General features: G+C 69.1%; 13 protein-coding genes and 2 pseudogenes. 8 read left to right on the top strand and 7 right to left on the bottom strand.

What is annotated here, in order from left to right:
• Positions 1 to 36 precede the first annotated feature (36 nt).
• The 4 genes from NX02_RS17005 (at position 37) to NX02_RS16990 (ending at position 6,450) form a co-directional block, all read left to right on the top strand.
• The gene (locus tag NX02_RS17005) at positions 37 to 909 is read left to right on the top strand and encodes a glycine--tRNA ligase subunit alpha (RefSeq protein ID WP_025293409.1); all 873 of its coding nucleotides are present in this window, start codon (positions 37 to 39) and stop codon (positions 907 to 909) included.
• 124 nt (positions 910 to 1,033) lie between these two features.
• Positions 1,034 to 3,064 carry a glycine--tRNA ligase subunit beta gene (glyS, locus tag NX02_RS17000; protein ID WP_025293408.1) on the top strand — a complete coding sequence of 677 codons (2,031 nt, stop codon included), beginning with the start codon at positions 1,034 to 1,036 and terminating at the stop codon, positions 3,062 to 3,064.
• 108 nt (positions 3,065 to 3,172) lie between these two features.
• A complete protein-coding gene (gene ppdK / locus NX02_RS16995) occupies positions 3,173 to 5,836 on the top strand; it encodes a pyruvate, phosphate dikinase (RefSeq protein ID WP_211258224.1) in 2,664 nt (887 codons plus the stop codon).
• Positions 5,837 to 5,970: 134 nt separating this feature from the next.
• Positions 5,971 to 6,450 carry a MarR family winged helix-turn-helix transcriptional regulator gene (locus tag NX02_RS16990; RefSeq protein WP_025293406.1) on the top strand — a complete coding sequence of 160 codons (480 nt, stop codon included), beginning with the start codon at positions 5,971 to 5,973 and terminating at the stop codon, positions 6,448 to 6,450.
• A gap of 13 nt (positions 6,451 to 6,463) precedes the next feature.
• Here NX02_RS16990 and NX02_RS33915 read toward each other — a convergent pair.
• From NX02_RS33915 to NX02_RS16975, 5 genes and pseudogenes are all read right to left on the bottom strand, one after another.
• Positions 6,464 to 6,577: pseudogene (locus NX02_RS33915) on the bottom strand (arsenical-resistance protein); the annotation flags it as partial.
• A gap of 3 nt (positions 6,578 to 6,580) precedes the next feature.
• Entirely contained in the window at positions 6,581 to 7,117 is a 537-nt protein-coding gene (locus NX02_RS16985) for a GNAT family N-acetyltransferase (protein WP_025293405.1), read from the bottom strand.
• Positions 7,118 to 7,128: 11 nt separating this feature from the next.
• Positions 7,129 to 7,212 (bottom strand): annotated as a pseudogene (locus NX02_RS31655) (arsenate reductase); the annotation flags it as partial.
• 10 nt (positions 7,213 to 7,222) lie between these two features.
• A complete protein-coding gene (locus tag NX02_RS16980) occupies positions 7,223 to 7,552 on the bottom strand; it encodes an ArsR/SmtB family transcription factor (RefSeq protein ID WP_025293404.1) in 330 nt (109 codons plus the stop codon).
• 252 nt (positions 7,553 to 7,804) lie between these two features.
• Positions 7,805 to 8,053: a hypothetical protein gene (locus tag NX02_RS16975; protein WP_162232692.1), complete on the bottom strand. Its 249-nt coding sequence runs from the start codon at positions 8,051 to 8,053 to the stop codon at positions 7,805 to 7,807.
• A gap of 155 nt (positions 8,054 to 8,208) precedes the next feature.
• Here NX02_RS16975 and NX02_RS16970 point away from each other — a divergent pair, with 155 nt between their 5' ends.
• On the top strand, positions 8,209 to 9,072 hold the full coding sequence (locus tag NX02_RS16970; RefSeq protein WP_025293402.1) for a formate/nitrite transporter family protein: 864 nt from the start codon (positions 8,209 to 8,211) through the stop codon (positions 9,070 to 9,072).
• Positions 9,073 to 9,085: 13 nt separating this feature from the next.
• On the opposite strand, the gene NX02_RS16965 is transcribed toward NX02_RS16970, so the two are convergent.
• Both NX02_RS16965 and NX02_RS16960 read right to left on the bottom strand, forming a co-directional pair.
• Entirely contained in the window at positions 9,086 to 10,408 is a 1,323-nt protein-coding gene (locus tag NX02_RS16965; protein WP_025293401.1) for a sigma-54-dependent transcriptional regulator, read from the bottom strand.
• Positions 10,405 to 12,135: a sensor histidine kinase gene (locus tag NX02_RS16960; RefSeq protein WP_039996651.1), complete on the bottom strand. Its 1,731-nt coding sequence runs from the start codon at positions 12,133 to 12,135 to the stop codon at positions 10,405 to 10,407. The genes NX02_RS16965 and NX02_RS16960 overlap by 4 nt, the downstream gene beginning before the upstream one ends.
• Before the next feature lie 234 nt (positions 12,136 to 12,369).
• Here NX02_RS16960 and NX02_RS16955 point away from each other — a divergent pair, with 234 nt between their 5' ends.
• The 3 genes from NX02_RS16955 to NX02_RS16945 are packed head-to-tail and all read left to right on the top strand — an operon-like array spanning position 12,370 to position 16,942.
• A complete protein-coding gene (locus NX02_RS16955) occupies positions 12,370 to 13,698 on the top strand; it encodes a dicarboxylate/amino acid:cation symporter (RefSeq protein WP_025293399.1) in 1,329 nt (442 codons plus the stop codon).
• Positions 13,699 to 13,735: 37 nt separating this feature from the next.
• Positions 13,736 to 15,304 carry an alginate export family protein gene (locus NX02_RS16950; RefSeq protein ID WP_425424044.1) on the top strand — a complete coding sequence of 523 codons (1,569 nt, stop codon included), beginning with the start codon at positions 13,736 to 13,738 and terminating at the stop codon, positions 15,302 to 15,304.
• A 24-nt stretch (positions 15,305 to 15,328) separates the two neighbouring features.
• Positions 15,329 to 16,942 carry an NAD-dependent malic enzyme gene (locus NX02_RS16945; RefSeq protein ID WP_025293397.1) on the top strand — a complete coding sequence of 538 codons (1,614 nt, stop codon included), beginning with the start codon at positions 15,329 to 15,331 and terminating at the stop codon, positions 16,940 to 16,942.
• Positions 16,943 to 17,219: the final 277 nt, after the last annotated feature.

The raw sequence follows: 17,219 nt of genomic DNA, 5'->3' as shown, positions 1-17,219 counted from the left end.
GGCCGTTTCATATATTGCAACAGCGAAGGCGAAACCGTGCCTGACCCCAAGTCGCTCAGCTTTCAGGACCTGATCCTGACGCTCCATGCCTATTGGAGCGCCCGGGGCTGCGTGATCCTCCAGCCCTATGACGTCGAGATGGGCGCCGGTACCTTCCACCCGGCAACCACCTTGCGCGCGCTCGGCCCCAATCCGTGGAACGCCGCCTATGTCCAGCCCAGCCGCCGCCCGGCGGATGGGCGCTATGGCGAGAACCCGAACCGGCTGCAGCATTATTATCAGTATCAGGTGATCCTGAAGCCCAGCCCGGGCGACATCCAGGAACTGTATCTGGGCAGCCTGAAGGCGATCGGCATCGACTTCACCCGCCACGACATCCGCTTCGTGGAGGATGACTGGGAAAGCCCGACACTGGGCGCCTGGGGCCTCGGCTGGGAAGTATGGTGCGACGGCATGGAGGTGACCCAGTTCACCTATTTCCAGCAGGTCGGCGGGTTCGATTGCAAGCCGGTCGCGGGTGAGCTGACCTACGGGCTGGAGCGGCTGGCGATGTATATCCAGGGCGTCGACCGGGTCTACGACCTGCGCTTCAACGACGCCGGCGTCTCCTATGGCGACGTGTTCCTGGAAAACGAGAAGCAGTTCTCGACCTATAATTTCGAGATCGCCAACACCGAGACCTTGTTCCGGTGGTTCAAGGATGCCGCGGCGGAATGCCAGGTGTGCCTGGACAACAAGCTGCCGCTGCCCGCCTATGACCAGGCGATCAAGGCGAGCCACATCTTCAACCTGCTGAACGCCCGCGGCGTGATCTCCGTGGCCGAGCGCCAAGCCTATATCGGCCGCGTGCGCGATCTGGCCAAGGGCAGCTGCCAGGCGTGGATGGAAAAGAACGGGTGGGCGGCATGAGCACTATGAATCTCCCTCTCCCTTCCGAGGAGAGGGGCAGTGTGATGTTTATGCGCGACCGCATCAGCCCCCTCTCCCTGACCCGCTGCGCGGGTCGTTCCTCTCCCCAGAGGGGAGAGGGTAAATGAGCGATTTCCTTCTCGAACTCCTCTCGGAGGAGATTCCGGCGCGCATGCAGGACAAGGCGCGCGCCGACCTCGCGAAGCTGTTCGCCGACGAGATCGGCCGCGCCGGCCTCAAGGCGGCGGCGATCGAGACCTTCGCGACGCCGCGCCGGCTGGCCCTGATCGCGCGTGGGCTGCCCCTCGCCACCGAGGCGGTCAGCGAGGAACTGAAGGGCCCGCGCGCCGCCGCGCCGCCGCAGGCGCTGGAGGGTTTCCTGCGCAAGACCGGCCTCACCCGCGAGGCGCTGGTCGAGCGCGATGGCGTGTTGTTCGCGGTGATCGAGAAGCCCGGCCGCCCGACCGCCGCGGTGCTGGCGGAGGCAGTGCCGGCGATCGTCCGCGCCTTCCCGTGGCCCAAGTCGATGCGCTGGGGCACCGCCTCCGCGACCACCGAGAGCCTGCGCTGGGTGCGCCCGCTGCAGGGCATCGTCGCGCTGCTGGGCGAGGATGTGGTGCCGATCGCGATCGACGGGCTGCATTCGGGCGCCGAGACGGTCGGCCATCGCTTCCATCATCCGGGCCGCATCACCATCGGCTCGGCCGAGGATTATGAGGCCAAGCTCAACGCCTGCCATGTGATCGTCGACCAGGAAAAGCGCCGCGCGATCATCCGCGAGGCCGCCGACCGCGCCGCCGCCAATGCCGGGCTGACGGTGGTGCCGGACGAGGGGCTGGTGATCGAGAATGCCGGCCTCACCGAATGGCCGGTGCCGCTGCTCGGCAGCTTCGATCCCGCGTTCCTCGACGTGCCGCGCGAGGTGATCCAGCTCACCATGCGCACCAACCAGAAATATTTCGCGCTGAACGATGCCGCGGGCAAGCTGGCGCCGGCCTTCATCTGCACTGCGAACATCGCTGCGGCGGATGGCGGCGCGCTGATCGTAGAGGGCAACCGCAAGGTGCTCGCGGCGCGGCTGTCCGACGCGAAATTCTTCTGGGAGCAGGATCTGAAGGTTCCGCTCGACGATGTGCTGCCCAAGCTCGAGACGATGCTGTTCTACGAGGGCATGGGCACGCTGCGCGCCAAGGCGGAGCGGATCGGCGAACTCGCCGGCTGGATCGCCGAGGCCTATTTCCCCGAGCGCGACCCCGAGACCGCGCGCCGTGCGGGCCTGATCGCCAAGGCCGATCTCGCGACGCAGATGGTGGGCGAATTCCCCGAACTGCAGGGCATCATGGGCGGCTATTATGCCGAGCGGGCCGGCGAAAAGCCGGGTACGGTTTCAGCGCTGAAGCAGCAATATGTCGCCGCGGTCGAGGGGTGCATACCCGCCTGCGTCGCGCTGGCCGACCGGATCGACACGCTCGTCGCCTTCTTCGCGCGCGATATCCGGCCGACCGGGTCCAAGGATCCGTTCGCGCTGCGCCGTGCGGCGCTCCAGGTGATCCAGACGATCCTCGTCAACGGCACGCGGCTGAACCTGCGCGCGGTGGTGGCGCAGGCCCAGGCGATCATCGGCACCGCGCGCGACGTGACCGGCGAACTGGCCGACTTCTTCGCCGACCGTCTCAAGGTCCAGCAGCGCGAGGCGGGCGTTCGCCACGACCTGATCGACGCGGTGTTCGCGCTGGGCGGGGAGGATGATCTCGTCCGCCTGCTGGCGCGGGTGAAGGCGCTGCAATCCTTCGTCGCGACCGACGATGGCGCCAACCTGCTCGCGGGCTACAAGCGCGCGGCGAACATCCTCAAGAAGGAAGGCGTCACCGCGGCGCCGACGTTCACGCCGGGCTATGCGCAGGAACCCGCGGAAGCGGCGCTGGTCGCGGCGCTCGATGCTGCCGAGCCGGCCGCCGCCGCCGCGGTCGCGGCCGAGGATTTCGAAGGGGCGATGGCCGCGCTGGCGATGCTGCGCGCGCCGATCGACGCCTTTTTCGATGCCGTGACCGTCAACGATGCCGACACCGACAAGCGGGCGGCGCGGCTCGGCATGCTGGTGCGCGTGCGTGCCGCGGTGCAGCGCGTCGCGGACTTCTCGAAGATCGAGGGCTGATCCGCCGCCGGCACGCGATGATTGAGGTTTGCAGCGGCCACACCAGACTCGCCATGAGCAGGGCCGTTGCATATGTTGCGATGCAACAAAATACGGGGAAGGGATCCGATGACTCAGTATGTCTACCGCTTCGGCGGCGGCGTTTCCGATGGCGGCAACGGCGACAAGAACCTGCTCGGCGGCAAGGGTGCGAACCTTGACGGCATGGCCTCGATCGGCCTGCCGGTGCCGCCGGGGTTCACCATCTCGACCGAGATGTGCACGCGCTATTACGCCGATGGCCAGGCCTTCCCTGACGAGCTGCGCGCGCAGGTCGCCGCCGGCATCGCCCATATCGAGGGCGTTACGGCCAAGCGCTTCGGCGATGCCGCCGATCCGCTGCTGGTTTCGGTCCGCTCCGGCGCGCGCGTGTCGATGCCCGGCATGATGGATACCGTCCTCAACCTCGGCCTCAACGACGCGACCGTCGAGGGGCTCGCCGCCACCTCGGGCGACGCGCGCTTCGCGTGGGACAGCTATCGCCGCTTCGTGCAGATGTATGCGGACGTCGTGCTCGAGCTCGATCATGGCGCGTTCGAGGAAGCGCTCGAGGTCGCCAAGGAGGATCGCGGCATCGTCCTCGATACCGATATGGGCGCGGACGACTGGAAGGCGCTGGTCGGCGCCTACAAGAAGCTGGTCGAGGAGCAGTGGGGCAAGCCCTTCCCGCAGGATGTGCACGACCAGCTGTGGGGCGCGGTCGGCGCGGTGTTCGGATCGTGGCAGTCGGAGCGCGCGAAGGTCTATCGCCGCCTCAACGACATTCCGGCCAGCTGGGGCACCGCCGTCAACGTGCAGGCGATGGTGTTCGGCAACATGGGCGACACCTCGGCGACCGGCGTCGCCTTCACCCGCGATCCGGCGACCGGCGAGCGCGCCTATTATGGTGAGTTCCTGATCAACGCGCAGGGCGAGGACGTGGTCGCGGGCATCCGCACCCCGCAATATCTGACCAGGGCGGCGCGCGAGGCGGCCAACGCCAGGCCGCTCTCGATGGAAGAGGCGATGCCGGAGGTCTATGCCGAGCTCGCCCGCGTGTTCGACCTGCTGGAAACGCATTATCGCGACATGCAGGACATCGAGTTCACGGTGCAGCAGTCCAAGCTGTGGATGCTGCAGACGCGATCGGGCAAGCGCACCGCCAAGGCCGCGCTCAAGATCGCGGTGGACATGGCGAATGAGGGGCTGATCACCCGCGAGGAAGCGATCGCGCGCGTCGACCCGATGGCGCTCGACCAGCTGCTCCACCCGACGCTCGACCCCTCCGCGCCGCGCGACGTGCTGACCAAGGGGCTGCCGGCTTCGCCGGGCGCCGCCTCGGGCGAGATCGTGTTCGACAGCGACACCGCCGAGACCCGCTCCGCGCTGGGGGCCGAGGTGATCCTCGTCCGCGTCGAGACCAGCCCCGAAGACATTCATGGCATGCACGCCGCCCGGGGCATCCTGACCGCGCGCGGCGGCATGACCAGCCACGCCGCGGTGGTCGCGCGCGGCATGGGCCGCCCGTGCGTGTCGGGCGCGGGTACGTTGCTGATCGATGCCAAGGCGGGAACGCTGAAGATCGGCGGCCGCGTGCTCAGCGCCGGCGATATCCTCACCATCGACGGCGCCACCGGCGAGGTGATGGCGGGCAAGGTGCCGACCGTTCAGCCCGAGCTGGCCGGCGATTTCGGCATCCTGATGGGCTGGGCGGACGAGGTGCGCCGGCTCAAGGTGCGTGCCAACGCCGAGACCCCGCTCGACTGCCAGGTCGCGCGCGATTTCGGCGCCGAGGGCGTCGGCCTGTGCCGCACCGAGCACATGTTCTTCGAGGCCGGCCGCATCACCGCGGTGCGCCAGATGATCCTGGCGGAGGACGAGAAGGGCCGGCGCGCGGCGCTCGCCAAGCTGCTGCCGGAACAGCGCGCGGACTTCACCGAGATCTTCCGGATCATGGCCGGCCTGCCGGTGACGATCCGTCTGCTCGATCCGCCGCTGCACGAATTTCTGCCGCACGCCGAGGCCGAGTTCGAGGAGGTGGCGAAGTCTGCCGAGGTCGACGTCGCGACGCTCAAGCGGCGCGTGGGCGAGCTGCACGAGTTCAACCCGATGCTCGGGCATCGCGGCTGCCGGCTGGGCGTGACCTATCCCGAGATCTACGAGATGCAGGCGCGCGCCATCTTCGAGGCGGCGCTGGCCGTGGCGGAGAGCAGCGGCGAGGCGCCGATTCCCGAGATCATGATCCCGCTCGTCGCGACCCGGCGCGAGCTGGAGCTGATGAAGGCGGTGGTCGACGAGGCCGCCAAGGCGGTGTTCGCGGAGAAGGGCGCCTCGGTCGAGTATCTCGTCGGCACGATGATCGAGCTGCCGCGCGCCGCGCTGAAGGCGGGCGAGATCGCCGAGGTGGGCGAATTCTTCAGCTTCGGCACCAACGACCTGACGCAGACCACGCTCGGCGTCAGCCGCGACGATGCCGGGCGCTTCCTGACCACCTATGTCGAAAAGGGCATCTATGCCCGCGACCCGTTCGTCACCCTCGACGTCGAGGGTGTCGGCGAACTGATCTCGCTCGCTGCCGAGCGCGGCCGCGCGACCCGCGCCGGCATCAAGCTGGGCATCTGCGGCGAGCATGGCGGCGACCCGGCCTCGATCGCGTTCTGCGAGGCGACCGGGCTCGATTATGTCTCCGCCTCGCCCTATCGCGTGCCGATCGCGCGGCTGGCGGCGGCGCAGGCGGCGCTGAAGCAGCGGTGATTCACCCGCCGCGGTGACGGCCGCCCTTTTCCTCCCCGGCACGCAGCGTCGGGGAGGCAACATGTGCGCGCGATACGCCGATCCCGATGTCTGCGCATCTTGCGATCATATCGTGCACGACCTAAATTGCGCGCATGGCAAAGCGCAATTCCCCGCTGAAGACGAAGCCGGCTGCACCCGACGACGCGCTCGACCCGTTCGTCTGCTTTGCGGTCTACTCGGCCGGCCTCGCCTTCAATCGCGTCTACAAGCCGCTGCTCGACCGGCTGGGGCTCACCTATCCGCAATATTTGGCGATGGTGCTGCTGTGGCAGCGCGACGGCCAGGCGGTGGGTGAGCTGGGCGAGAAGCTTTTTCTTGAAACCAGCACGCTCACGCCGCTGATCAAGCGGCTGGAATCCGCCGGCTACGTCACTCGCAAGCGCGACGGCGCCGACGAGCGCGTCGTCCGCGTCTCGCTGACCGAGGCCGGGCGCATGCTGGCGGAGGAAGCGGCATGCGTGCCCGAGGAGATCCTGCGGGCGACGGGGATGACGGTGGAGCAGCTCGGCGCGATGCGCGACGCGCTGGTGGTGATGCGCGGGCATCTGCGGGAGAGCGCGGGGGAGGGGTGAGGGCGGCGCCGGCAAGACCCGCGACCTCGAGCGCGGCGAAGGCGCCGGGCAGCAGATGGCCGAGCGCGATGCCGACGACGATGCACAGCGCGACCCAGGCGGGGAGATAGCGTTCGAACAGCGACATCGCTCAATCCGCCCGATCGGCATCGGGCGGGGTGAGGGTGCCGCCGCCCAGCGCGATCTGCATGTAGACCGTGTCGAGCCACCGCCCCGCCTTCCAGCCCATGCCCGCCAGCCGGCCGACATGCCGGAAACCGCAGGATGCGTGCAGCGCGACCGAGGCGGGCTCGCCGCCGCCGATCACCGCGACCATCTGGCGGAACCCGCCGGCCTCGGCGGCGTCCAGCAACGCCTGCAGCAGGCGCTTGCCGATCCCGGCACCGCGCCTGTCATGGGCGATGTAGATGCTGTTCTCGCAGGCGAAGGCGTAGGCGAGCCGGTCGCGGAACTGGGTGGCATAGCCATAGCCGACCACGGCGGGCCCGTCGCACGCGACCAGAAAGGGCCAGCCCCGGCCGGTGATCGTCCGGATCTTGTCGGCGATCTCATCCTTGGTCGGCGGCACGATGTCGTAGGTCGCGGTGCCGTGGAGCACGTGATGCGCGTAGATCGCGGTGATCGATGGCGAGTCGTCCGCGCCGACCGCGCGGATGGTCGGCGTCATCGCCGCGTCGCATCGATGGCCGCGTTGCGGATCATGGCGAGCGCGTTGCGCGACGTGCCGCATTCGGGATTATGATAGATCACGACATCCGTCATCGGGGCCTCGTCAGCCGCAGTCGAGTTCGGCGAGCAGCGGCTCGCACAGTTCGGCGCGGCCCTGGCAGCAATCCTTGGCCAGATAGACCATCAATCCGCGCAGCGCGTCGAGGTCGGCGCGCTGGATCTGCTGACGGCCGCGCTTCTCCGACACCACCAGCCCCGCCTTCGCCAGCACCGCGAGGTGGGTGGAGAAGGTGCTCTGCGTCAGCCCCGAGGCATCGACCAGCGCGCCGGTGGACAGCCCCTCCGGCTCATGCCGGATGAGCAGACGAAGGGCGGCGAGCCGTGTCGGGTGCGCGAGCGCGGCAAGGATCGAGAGCGCGGCGTCGGTATTCATGTATCGGGAATATCCGATGGGATTTGTGGGGTCAATGTCTCATCGGGAATTTACGATTAGTGGTGGTGGCGGCTGGAGCGGGGGCGATCGTCGGGATGCGAGCGCGAGGGCGTCGGGCCTCGCGCGCGCTCCGCATCAAGTTTAGTATTATGTCCCCGAAATTACCGAAATAGGGGCGCTGAGGATCGTTCAAAAGCCACCATATGCTCGCTCTTCGATGATCTTGCCGGTGTGGGTGTCGTAGCAGGCGAGTTAGGTTCCGGCCTTGTCTGTCGCGCGGGAGCGGAGCTCGACGCAGGATCGATCCTCAAGACGCATCACGATCGCAAAACTCGATGCGCGATTTGCGTCGCCCCGTGGAAAGATTTTGAGGGAGTCCCGACGCGCCTTCTGTACCAGGGGCGCGTCTTCCGGTGGCACGAGCGGGCGGCGCGCGGAGCGGTATAGCGCGGCGCTCAATATGAGAATGGTGATCAGGAGAACCGCGAGCGTGAGGTTCATGGTGCGCTTGCCCAACTGCATGAAGCGAGACTGACGCGCGCGGGTGGCATTGGCAATCGGACGTCCGCGAACATTCCCGTCGCGGCATTGCCCCCGACATTCGATGATCCGCGTTTCACCGGGCAGCCCGCACCCAGCCCCAGCGAGACCTGCGCATGACCCCCGAACCCAACCCCCACGACGACGAACACGAACCCGACGCGGCGCTCTCTGCGGAGGAGGTGCGGGATGTCGAGGATCGGCGGGCGAGTTCTTCGATGGTGGTGCATGAGGTGGTGCGGCTGCAGGGGGAGGAGGAACTGGTGCGGCCGGTGCCGGCGCTGCTGCTCTCCGGGCTGGCGGCGGGGATCGCGATCAGCGCGTCGCTGCTTGCCGAACTCTATCTGCGGATGCGGCTGCCGGACACGCGCTGGGCGGAGTTGGTGTTCCTGGCGGGATATCCGGTCGGCTACATCATCGTCATCATGGGGCGGCTGCAGCTGTTCACCGAGAGCACCGTGACCGCGGTGCTGCCGCTCGCCGCGCGGCCGACTTGGGCGAAGGCGGGGCAGTTGCTGCGGCTGTGGGGCTGCGTGCTGTTCGCCAACCTCGTAGGCGTGGTGATCGTCGCGTGGCTGATGGCGCATGAGGTGGTCATCACCCGCGAACAGCATGTCGCCGCGGTCGACATTTTGAGCAAGCTCACATTGCAGGAGGGGACGAAGACGCTGACCCTCGGCATTCCCGCAGGCTTCCTGATGGCGGCGATCGCGTGGATCCTGCCCAGCGCCAAGGGCAGCGAGTTCTGGGTGATCACCCTGCTTACCTATGTCATCGCGCTGGGCGGGTTCAGCCATGTCGTCACCGGATCGTCGCAGGTCGCCTTCCTGTGGCTCAGCGGCCATATGCCGCTCGGCGAGGCGCTGACCGACTTCGTGCTGCCGGCGCTGGCGGGGAACATCATCGGCGGCGCCGGGCTGTTCGGGCTGCTCGCGCATGGGCAGATGCGCAGCGATGCGGCTGGTGTGGACGAGGGGTGAGCAAAAGGGGAGCTCAGCCCTTCACCCGGCGCCTGAGCGCGGCCAGGTCGATGCCGTAGCGTTTGGTCTTGTAGTAGAAGGTCTCGCGCGGGATGCCCAACCGCGCCGCCGTCCGCCCGACATCGCCGTCCTCGGCGAGGAAGGCGTCGCGGATCGCGGCTTCCTCGAAGCGGGCGACGCGTTCGGGCAATGTGGCGCCGGCGCCCGCCTCGTCCGTCCCGTCCGCTTCCAGCCCCAGCACCACACGCTCGGCGAAATGAGCGAGTTCGCGGACATTGCCGGGCCAGCGATGCTCGGCGAGGCGGCTGCGGGTGCGCGCGCCGATCGCGGGAGGCGGGCGGCGGTGGCGGGCGGCGGCGCGATCGAGGAGGTGGGCGAACAGCAGCGCAAGATCGTCCTGCCGGTCGCGCAGCGGCGGCAGCGTCAGGGTCATGCCGGCAAGGCGGTAGAAGAGTGCGGGGGCGAAGCGGCCCTCGCGCACCGCGGCGTCGAGCGAGCCGCCCGCGGCGGCGACGATGCGCACGTCGAGCGGCACCGCGTCGCGGCCGTGCGGCGGCACGAAGCTACGTTCCTCCAGCAACTGCGTCAGCCGCGCCTGCAGCGCTGGCACCGCCTGGTCGATATCGTCGAGAAACAGGGTGCCGCGCTGCGCCTCGGCAACCGGCCCCATCCGTCCGCCCTCGCCGAACAGCGCGCTTTCCACCAGCGCCTCGGGGATTGCGGCGCAGGCGATCGTCACGAAGCCGTGGCGCACACGGCGGCCGGCGCGGTGGATGAGGCGCGCGACCAGTTCCTTGCCGGTGCCGGTTTCTCCCTCGATCAGCACGTCGAGATCGGCGCCAGCGAGGACGGGGATGGTCTGGCGGATGCGCACGATCGCCGGCGCGTCGCCCACCAGCACCTCGGCGGAGGCCTGTTCGGCCAGTGCACGCAGGCGGCGATTGTCGATCGCCAGCGCGCGCGTCTCGGCGGCGCGGCGGACGGCGGCGACCAGCGCATCGGGATCGAAGGGCTTGGTGACGAAATCCCATGCGCCCGCCTTCAGCGTCTCCACCGCCATCGTCACATCGCCATGGCCGGTGATCAACAGCACCGGCAGCGCGGCATCGCGCTCGCGCAGGCGGCGGAACAGGGCGATGCCGTCCATCCCCGGCATCCGCACGTCGGTGACGACGACGCCGGGATAGTCGGCATCGATCGCCGCCAGCGCCGGTTCGGCGGCGGGGAAGGCGTCCACCGCGAAGCCGGCGAGCTGCAAGGTCTGCACCGTCGCGGCGCGCAGATCCTCGTCATCCTCGACGAGAGCGACGCGAGGCGGGGCTGCGCGGTCGCTCATGCCGCGGCGCGCTGCAGGGTCAGGTCGAAACAGGCGCCGCCCGCGCCCGGCACCCAGACGAGCGCGCCGCCCAGCTCGTGCATGATGTCGTGCGCGATGACGAGGCCGAGGCCGAGGCCGTTGGCGCGGCTGGTGGCGAAGGGCGTGAACAGCCGCTCGGCCACCTGCGGCGCGATGCCGGGGCCGTTGTCGCGGATGCGCACCCGGACCGTCCCGGCATCGGCATCCAGCCTGATCTCGATGAGGCCGTCGCGGCGGTCCTCGAGCGCATCGAGCGCGTTCTGGATGAGGTTCACGAACACCTGCTCCAGCCGTACCCGCCCGGCGCGCACCGGGGGATCCGCGCCGAGGTCGACGCTGAAGCCGACGCGCGCGAGCCGGTTGCGCAGGATCAGCGCCGCACCCTCGATCACCTCGGAAATGCGCAGCGACACGATCTCCCCCGTGCCCTTGCGCGCGAAGCCGCGCAGCTCGGACGTGACCGCACCGATCCGCTCGGTCAGCCGGCCGATCGCGCCGAAATTGGCGGCAGCGGCATCGCTGTCGCCGCGTTCGAGGAAGGCGATGCCGTTGGCGGCATAGGACCGGATGGCGGCGACCGGCTGCGCGGTCTCGTGCGCCACGCCGGCGGTGATCTGGCCGAGGATGGCGAGGCGGTTGGCCTGGCGCAGTTCCTCGCGCAGTTCGTCGGCGCGGCGCTCGCCGGCCGCGCGCTCGTCCATCGCCGCGCGGAGTTGCGCGGTGCGCGCCGCGACCTCTTCCTCCAGCGCCGCGGTGCGGATGCGGCGCTGGCGGATGCGCAGCGCCAGCGCCCAGGCTAGCGCGGCGATCAGCGCGACGGCCAGCGCGGTCGCCAGCCACACCGCGCGGCCCGCCCGCGTCGCGGCGGGGTCCGCGGGCGTGTAGAGGTGCAGGGTCCAGCCGAGGTCGCCCGCGGGCACATGCGCGCTCACCCGCCGCGTGCGATCGCCCTCCAGCCGCACCAGCCGCCCGTTCAGCGTAGGGGCGATCTGCAGCGGGCGCACCGATGCATCGCCGGACTGCATCTCCTGCCGGAAATAGGCGACCTGCGCGGGCGTGAGCGGGCGGGTCGCGCGAAAGCGCAGCGCGGGATCGCTGCTCGCCACGACGATGCCGTTGGTGTCGGTCACCAATGTCAGCCCGCCGGCGCGCGCCCAGTCGCGCTCCAGCCTGCCGAACACGCGCTTGACGACGATATAGCCGCCGGCCTCCGTCCGATGCGAGACGTAGAGGCCGGGCCGCCGGCTGACCGTGCCCATGCCGAACTGCACGCCCGCGCCCTCGCGCACCGCCTCGCGATAATAGTCGCGAAACGCATAGTCCTGGCCGACGAAGCTGCGCGGCGCGTCATAATTGCTGGAGGAGATCGCGCGGCCGCGTGGGTCGAGCAGGTAGATATTCTCCGCCCCCGTCTCCCGCGCCAGCATCTTGAGCCGCCGGCTGAGCGCTTGCGCCGCGCCGGGCACGCCGGCGAGCGCGGCGAGCACGCCGCGATCCTCGGTCAGCGCCACCGGCATCAGCCGGAAGCGCTCGATATCGCCGCGCAGCAGGGTGGCGCGCAAGGTCGCGTCCGCGACCGCTTCCGTCTGCAGCTGCGCGATCGCGACAAGCTCGGCGCGGCGGCCCGCGAAGTGGCCGAACGCCGCCGCGATCGCCGCCACCGCGATCAGCAGCGGCACCAGCAGGCGGGAGCGGAACAGGCTCATGCCGCGCGATTCGGGCGGGGGGCGACCATCTGCGGGTTTGTGCAGAAATCTGCACGGCGTGTCCAATCGCCGTGTGGAAATCTGCCCGGCAAAACGGCCTCCATCGCAACCAAAGTGCTGAAAATTCGCGATTTTGGAATGTTGCATAGCGGCTCTTTGGCCGCATGCGCGGGCGGACGATGCTTGGCGCAACCGCCGGGCTAACCGGGCGGACAGAGGATGAAAGGCGCTCAGATGCTCGTCGCAACCGGATCGATCACCCCGTCAACGCCGCATGTGCCGCGGCGCTGGTACGCCCATCTCTATGTCCAGGTGCTGGTCGCGATCGTCGCCGGCGTGCTGCTGGGGCATTTCTACCCCGATCTGGGTGCCGCGCTGAAGCCGCTGGGCGATGCCTTCATCAAGCTGGTGAAGATGGTGATCGCGCCGGTCATCTTCCTCACCATCGTCACCGGCATCGCCGGGATGCGCGATCTGAAGGCGGTGGGCCGCGTCGCCGGCAAGGCCTTCGCCTATTTCCTGTTCTTCTCCACGCTCGCGCTGATCATCGGCATGATCGTCGCCAATGTCGTGCAGCCGGGGGCGGGGCTCAACATCGATCCCGCCACGCTCGATGCCAGCAAGGTCGGCGAATATGCGGACAAGGCGCACGCCTCCACGCTCACCGGCTTCCTGACCGGCATCATCCCGGACACGATGGTGTCCGCGCTGACCGACGGCAACATCCTCCAGGTGCTGTTCGTCGCCATCCTGTTCGGGATCGCGCTGGCGATGAGCGGGGAGCGCGGGGATCGCGTGCTCGGCCTGCTCGAGGATGTGTCGGCGGCGGTGTTCCGCATGGTCGCGATCGTCATGAAGGCGGCGCCGATCGGCGCGTTCGGGGCGATGGCCTTCACCATCGGCAAATATGGCGTCGGCAGCCTCGCCAACCTCGCCGCGCTGGTCGGCACCTTCTACCTCACCTCGCTGCTGTTCGTGCTGGTCGTGCTGGGCGGCGTCGCCAGGGCGTGCGGCTTCTCGATCCTCAAGCTGATCGCCTATCTGAAGGCGGAACTGCTGCTGGTGCTCGGCACCTCCTCCTCCGAAAGCGCGCTGCCGGCGCTGATCGAGAAGATGGAGCGCGCGGGCTGCCCCAAGTCGGTGGTCGGCCTCGTCGTCCCCGCGGGCTATTCGTTCAACCTCGACGGCACCAACATCTACATGACGCTGGCGGCGCTGTTCATCGCGCAGGCGACCGGCGTGGAGCTCAGCCTCGGCCAGCAGGCGCTGCTGCTGGGCGTGGCGATGCTCTCGTCGAAGGGCGCCGCGGGCGTCACCGGCGCGGGGTTCATCACCTTGGCCGCAACGCTCTCGATCGTGCCCACGGTGCCCGTCGCCGGCATCGCGCTGATCCTGGGCGTGGACCGCTTCATGAGCGAGTGCCGCAGCCTCACCAACTTCATCGGCAATGCGGTGGCGACGGTGGTGGTCTCGCGGTGGGAAGGCACGCTCGACCGTGCGCAGCTCGCCGAGACGCTGTCGGGCAAGGCCGCCGCAGCGGCCCCCGCCGCCGTCGACGCGTGATCCGGCCCTAACCCACCCCGGAGTTCCGCTCATGTCGATGACCCCCCGCCGGCTGCGCGCAGCAGCCGGAGCCGCTGCCCTGTCCCCGCTGGCCTTGCTGGCAGCGACCCAGCCCGCCGCCGCGCAGGCAGTGATCGCCCGCAGCGCCGAATCGCCGATCGTCGTGCTCGCGCGCAGCGTCGATCCCAATATCCCGCCATCCGAGAGCGGCCAGACCCGCGAGCCGGCGACGCCGATCGCCACGTCCTACCCCGCCGAGGCGGCGGGGGACGGCAACACCAGCGCGGGCTACAACCTTTCGCGCTGGGCAGAGGACTGGACCAGGTATCGCGATCCGCAGAAGCGCGACGATGTCCTCGACCGGCTCAAATATCTGCCGCTCGACGATGATGGCGACGTCTACGTCACGTTGAGTGGCGAGGCGCGGCTGCGGATCAACCTCACCACCAACCCCGGGCTGCGCAAGGCGCCGCACCAGCGGCAGGATATCCTGCGCCTCGTCGGCGGCGCGGACGTGCATGTCGGCAAGCATCTGCGCTTCTATGGCGAGATCGCGCATGGCGGGCTCGATGGGCAGAACCTCGGCACCCCGGCGGCGACCTTGCGCAACGACCTGATGCTCCAGCAGGGCTTTGCCGAGCTGCGTGGCGCGGTCGGCGGGGTGACCGTCGGCGGGCGCTATGGCCGGCAGGAATTCACCGACGGTCCCAATTTGCTGATCTCGCAGCGCGACAACAACACGATCCGCTTCGTGCTCAACGGCGCGCGGGGCTGGGTGCGCGGCAAGACGCTGCGGCTCGATGCGTTCGACTTCCGGATGACGCGCTTCGGCGACGGCGGCATGGGCGACGACAAGGTCGACGATGGCCGGCGCTTCTCGGGCGTCACCGGCGGCGTGGTGATCCCGCGCGACTGGTTCGGCGGCTCGAAGCTGTATCTCGATCCCTTCGTCTGGCGGCTGCGCACCGATGCGGCGACCTGGGGGGCGACGACCGCGCGCGAGGCGCGCAATTATGCCGGCGCGCGGCTGTGGGGGGAGGTCGGCCGGCTGACGATCGACTGGAGCGCCAATCACCAGAGCGGCGATTTCGACGGGCGCGAGATCGACGCGACGCAGGTGCTGATGGCGCAGACCTATCGGCTGGGCGCCGCCTCCACCGCGCCGCGCATCGGCTTTCACGCGGATTATGCCAGCGGCGGCGGCGCGGATGGGCACGGCAAGCTGCGCACCGCCTTTTCGCCGTTCGGAAACAATATCTATTACAGCTATGCGCTGTTCCTGACGCCGACCAACCTGAAGGCGATCGCGCCCAATTTCACCTTCCAGCCGGTGAAGCGCGTGCGCGCGACGCTGGAATATCAGTGGACATGGCGCGCCGATAACACTGACGCGGTCTATCGCGCCAACGGCACTGCGCTGCCCGGCACGCAGATTGTACCCGGCAGCAAAGTGGCCGATGTGGCACGTGCGCAGTTCGTCTGGTCCATCTCTCCGAGGTTGAGCGCTACCATGCGGTTGGAGTATCTGCGCGCCGACACCGTGCTGCGCCGCGCCGGTTTGAGGGACTCCGCCTTCGCCGCCGGCTGGCTCAGCTTTCGATTCTGACGCTTTTCCAGGAGGCCCCCCGCATTGTCCCGCGCGCGCGAACTGCTGTCCGATCCTCTGACCAACAAAGGTACGGCCTTCACCGAGGAGGAACGGGACCGGTTCCGTCTGCACGGTTTGTTGCCGCCGCACGTCGGCACATTGGAATCGCAGATGGAGCGGCGGTGGCGCGCGCTGGGCGCGCTGCCCGACAATTTCCAGCGTTACTCCTTCCTGCGCGATCTGCAGGACAGCAACGAGATCCTGTTCCACGCGCTGGTGGCGAACAATATCGAGGCGCTGCTGCCGATCGTCTACACGCCGACGGTGGGCGAGGGGTGCCAGCGCTTCTCCGAGATCTGGCGGCGGCCGCGCGGGCTGTTTCTGAGCTATCCCAACCGCCACCGCATCAAGGAGATGCTGGCGGATCCGGCCTATGATCGCGTCCGCGCGATCGTGGTCAGCGATGGCGAGCGCATCCTGGGGCTCGGCGATCAGGGCGCGGGCGGCATGGGCATTCCGATCGGCAAGCTGGCGCTCTACACCGCGTGCGGCGGTTTCCACCCGGGCGAATTGCTGCCGATCCTGCTCGACGTCGGCACCGACAATGCGCGGTTGCGCAATGATCCGCTCTATATCGGCTGGCGGCACGAGCGCGTGCGCGGGCCGGATTACGACGCGTTCGTCGACGCGTTCGTGGCCGCGGTGGCGGAACGCTGGCCGGGCGCGCTGCTGCAGTGGGAGGATTTCGCCGGCGCCAACGCCGCGCGGCTGCTCGATCGCCATCGCGACCAGCTGCTGAGCTTCAACGACGATATCCAGGGTACCGCCGCGGTGGCGGTGGGCACCTTGCTCAGCGCGATGCGGCGCACCGGGCGGCCGCTGTCGGCGCAGCGCATCCTGCTGTTCGGCGCGGGTGCCGCGGGAACCGGAATCGGTTCGCTGCTGATCGCGGCGATGCGCGCCGAGGGGCTGGACGAGGCGGCGGCGCGCGCCACGATCTGGGCGATCGATCGCGACGGGCTGATCCGCGAGGGTGCCAACCAGGTGAGCGAGGCGGCGCGCCGCTTCGCGCGGCCGGCGGGCGAGGCGGACGATCTGGCCGGCGCCGATCTCGCGACGATCGTCGCGCGGGTGGCGCCGACGGTGATGATCGGCGTTTCCGGCCAGTCGGGGGCGTTCACCGAGGATGCGGTACGTGCGATGGCGGCCGCGGTGGACCGCCCGATCATCTTCCCGCTGTCCAACCCCGCCAGCCATGCCGAAGCGCGGCCCGACATGCTGAGCGCATGGACGGAAGGCCGTGCGATCATCGGCACCGGCAGCCCCTTCCCGCCGGTAAAGGCGGCGCTGACGCCGGTGACGCAGGTCAACAATGTCTACATCTTCCCCGGCGTCGCGCTGGGCGCGCTGGCGGCGGGCGCCCGCGGCGTGAGCGACGCGATGTTCATGGCCTCCGCCCGCGCGCTGGCAGAGGCGGCGGACGGCGCCTCCGCGCTGCTGCCGCCGGTGACCGCGCTGCGCGACGTTGCGCTGACGGTGGCGACCGCAGTGGCCGAGCAGGCGGTGGCGGACGGGCTGGCGACGGTGGCAACCGACGACTGGCGCACGCGGATCGCGGCCATGATGTGGACGCCGGAGTATGCGGCGGCGGAGTGAGGGAGGGGCCTTGTTTCCGTTCGTCCCGAGCGCAGTCGAGGGACGAGTCACGCGAAGGTAATTTGAGATTTCGGCGCGTGCCCCCTCGTCCCTCGACGTCGCTCGGGACGAACGGAGGGTGGGGCGCGCCTCTGCGCCAACTCCCCTCTCCATGCTTTTGGAAGGGGTAAGGGGGAGAGCCTGTCAGGGTCGCGACCACAAGTGTGGCTGGCTCTCCCCCGTCCCGTTTCAGGGTGTGCGGGCGTGCGCTGATGGTCGAGGCGCGCCGAACTGCCCT

It is taken from the genome of Sphingomonas sanxanigenens DSM 19645 = NX02 (assembly GCF_000512205.2).
In the GTDB taxonomy this organism is placed as follows: Bacteria; Pseudomonadota; Alphaproteobacteria; order Sphingomonadales; family Sphingomonadaceae; genus Sphingomonas_D; species Sphingomonas_D sanxanigenens.
Note: the sequence above shows the minus strand (reverse complement) of the source record. Positions and strands in the feature narration are given on the sequence as shown.

What these genes read in the sequence shown, in the direction of transcription:
- glyS (WP_025293408.1), top strand. Translation starts at nt 1,034, where the DNA reads ATGAGCGATTTCCTTCTCGAACTCCTCTCGGAGGAGATTCCGGCGCGC.
- ppdK (WP_211258224.1), top strand. Translation starts at nt 3,173, where the DNA reads ATGACTCAGTATGTCTACCGCTTCGGCGGCGGCGTTTCCGATGGCGGC.
- NX02_RS16990 (WP_025293406.1), top strand. Translation starts at nt 5,971, where the DNA reads ATGGCAAAGCGCAATTCCCCGCTGAAGACGAAGCCGGCTGCACCCGAC.
- NX02_RS16985 (WP_025293405.1), bottom strand. Translation starts at nt 7,117, where the DNA reads ATGACGCCGACCATCCGCGCGGTCGGCGCGGACGACTCGCCATCGATC.
- NX02_RS16980 (WP_025293404.1), bottom strand. Translation starts at nt 7,552, where the DNA reads ATGAATACCGACGCCGCGCTCTCGATCCTTGCCGCGCTCGCGCACCCG.
- NX02_RS16975 (WP_162232692.1), bottom strand. Translation starts at nt 8,053, where the DNA reads ATGAACCTCACGCTCGCGGTTCTCCTGATCACCATTCTCATATTGAGC.
- NX02_RS16970 (WP_025293402.1), top strand. Translation starts at nt 8,209, where the DNA reads ATGACCCCCGAACCCAACCCCCACGACGACGAACACGAACCCGACGCG.
- NX02_RS16965 (WP_025293401.1), bottom strand. Translation starts at nt 10,408, where the DNA reads ATGAGCGACCGCGCAGCCCCGCCTCGCGTCGCTCTCGTCGAGGATGAC.
- NX02_RS16960 (WP_039996651.1), bottom strand. Translation starts at nt 12,135, where the DNA reads ATGAGCCTGTTCCGCTCCCGCCTGCTGGTGCCGCTGCTGATCGCGGTG.
- NX02_RS16955 (WP_025293399.1), top strand. Translation starts at nt 12,370, where the DNA reads ATGCTCGTCGCAACCGGATCGATCACCCCGTCAACGCCGCATGTGCCG.
- NX02_RS16950 (WP_425424044.1), top strand. Translation starts at nt 13,736, where the DNA reads ATGACCCCCCGCCGGCTGCGCGCAGCAGCCGGAGCCGCTGCCCTGTCC.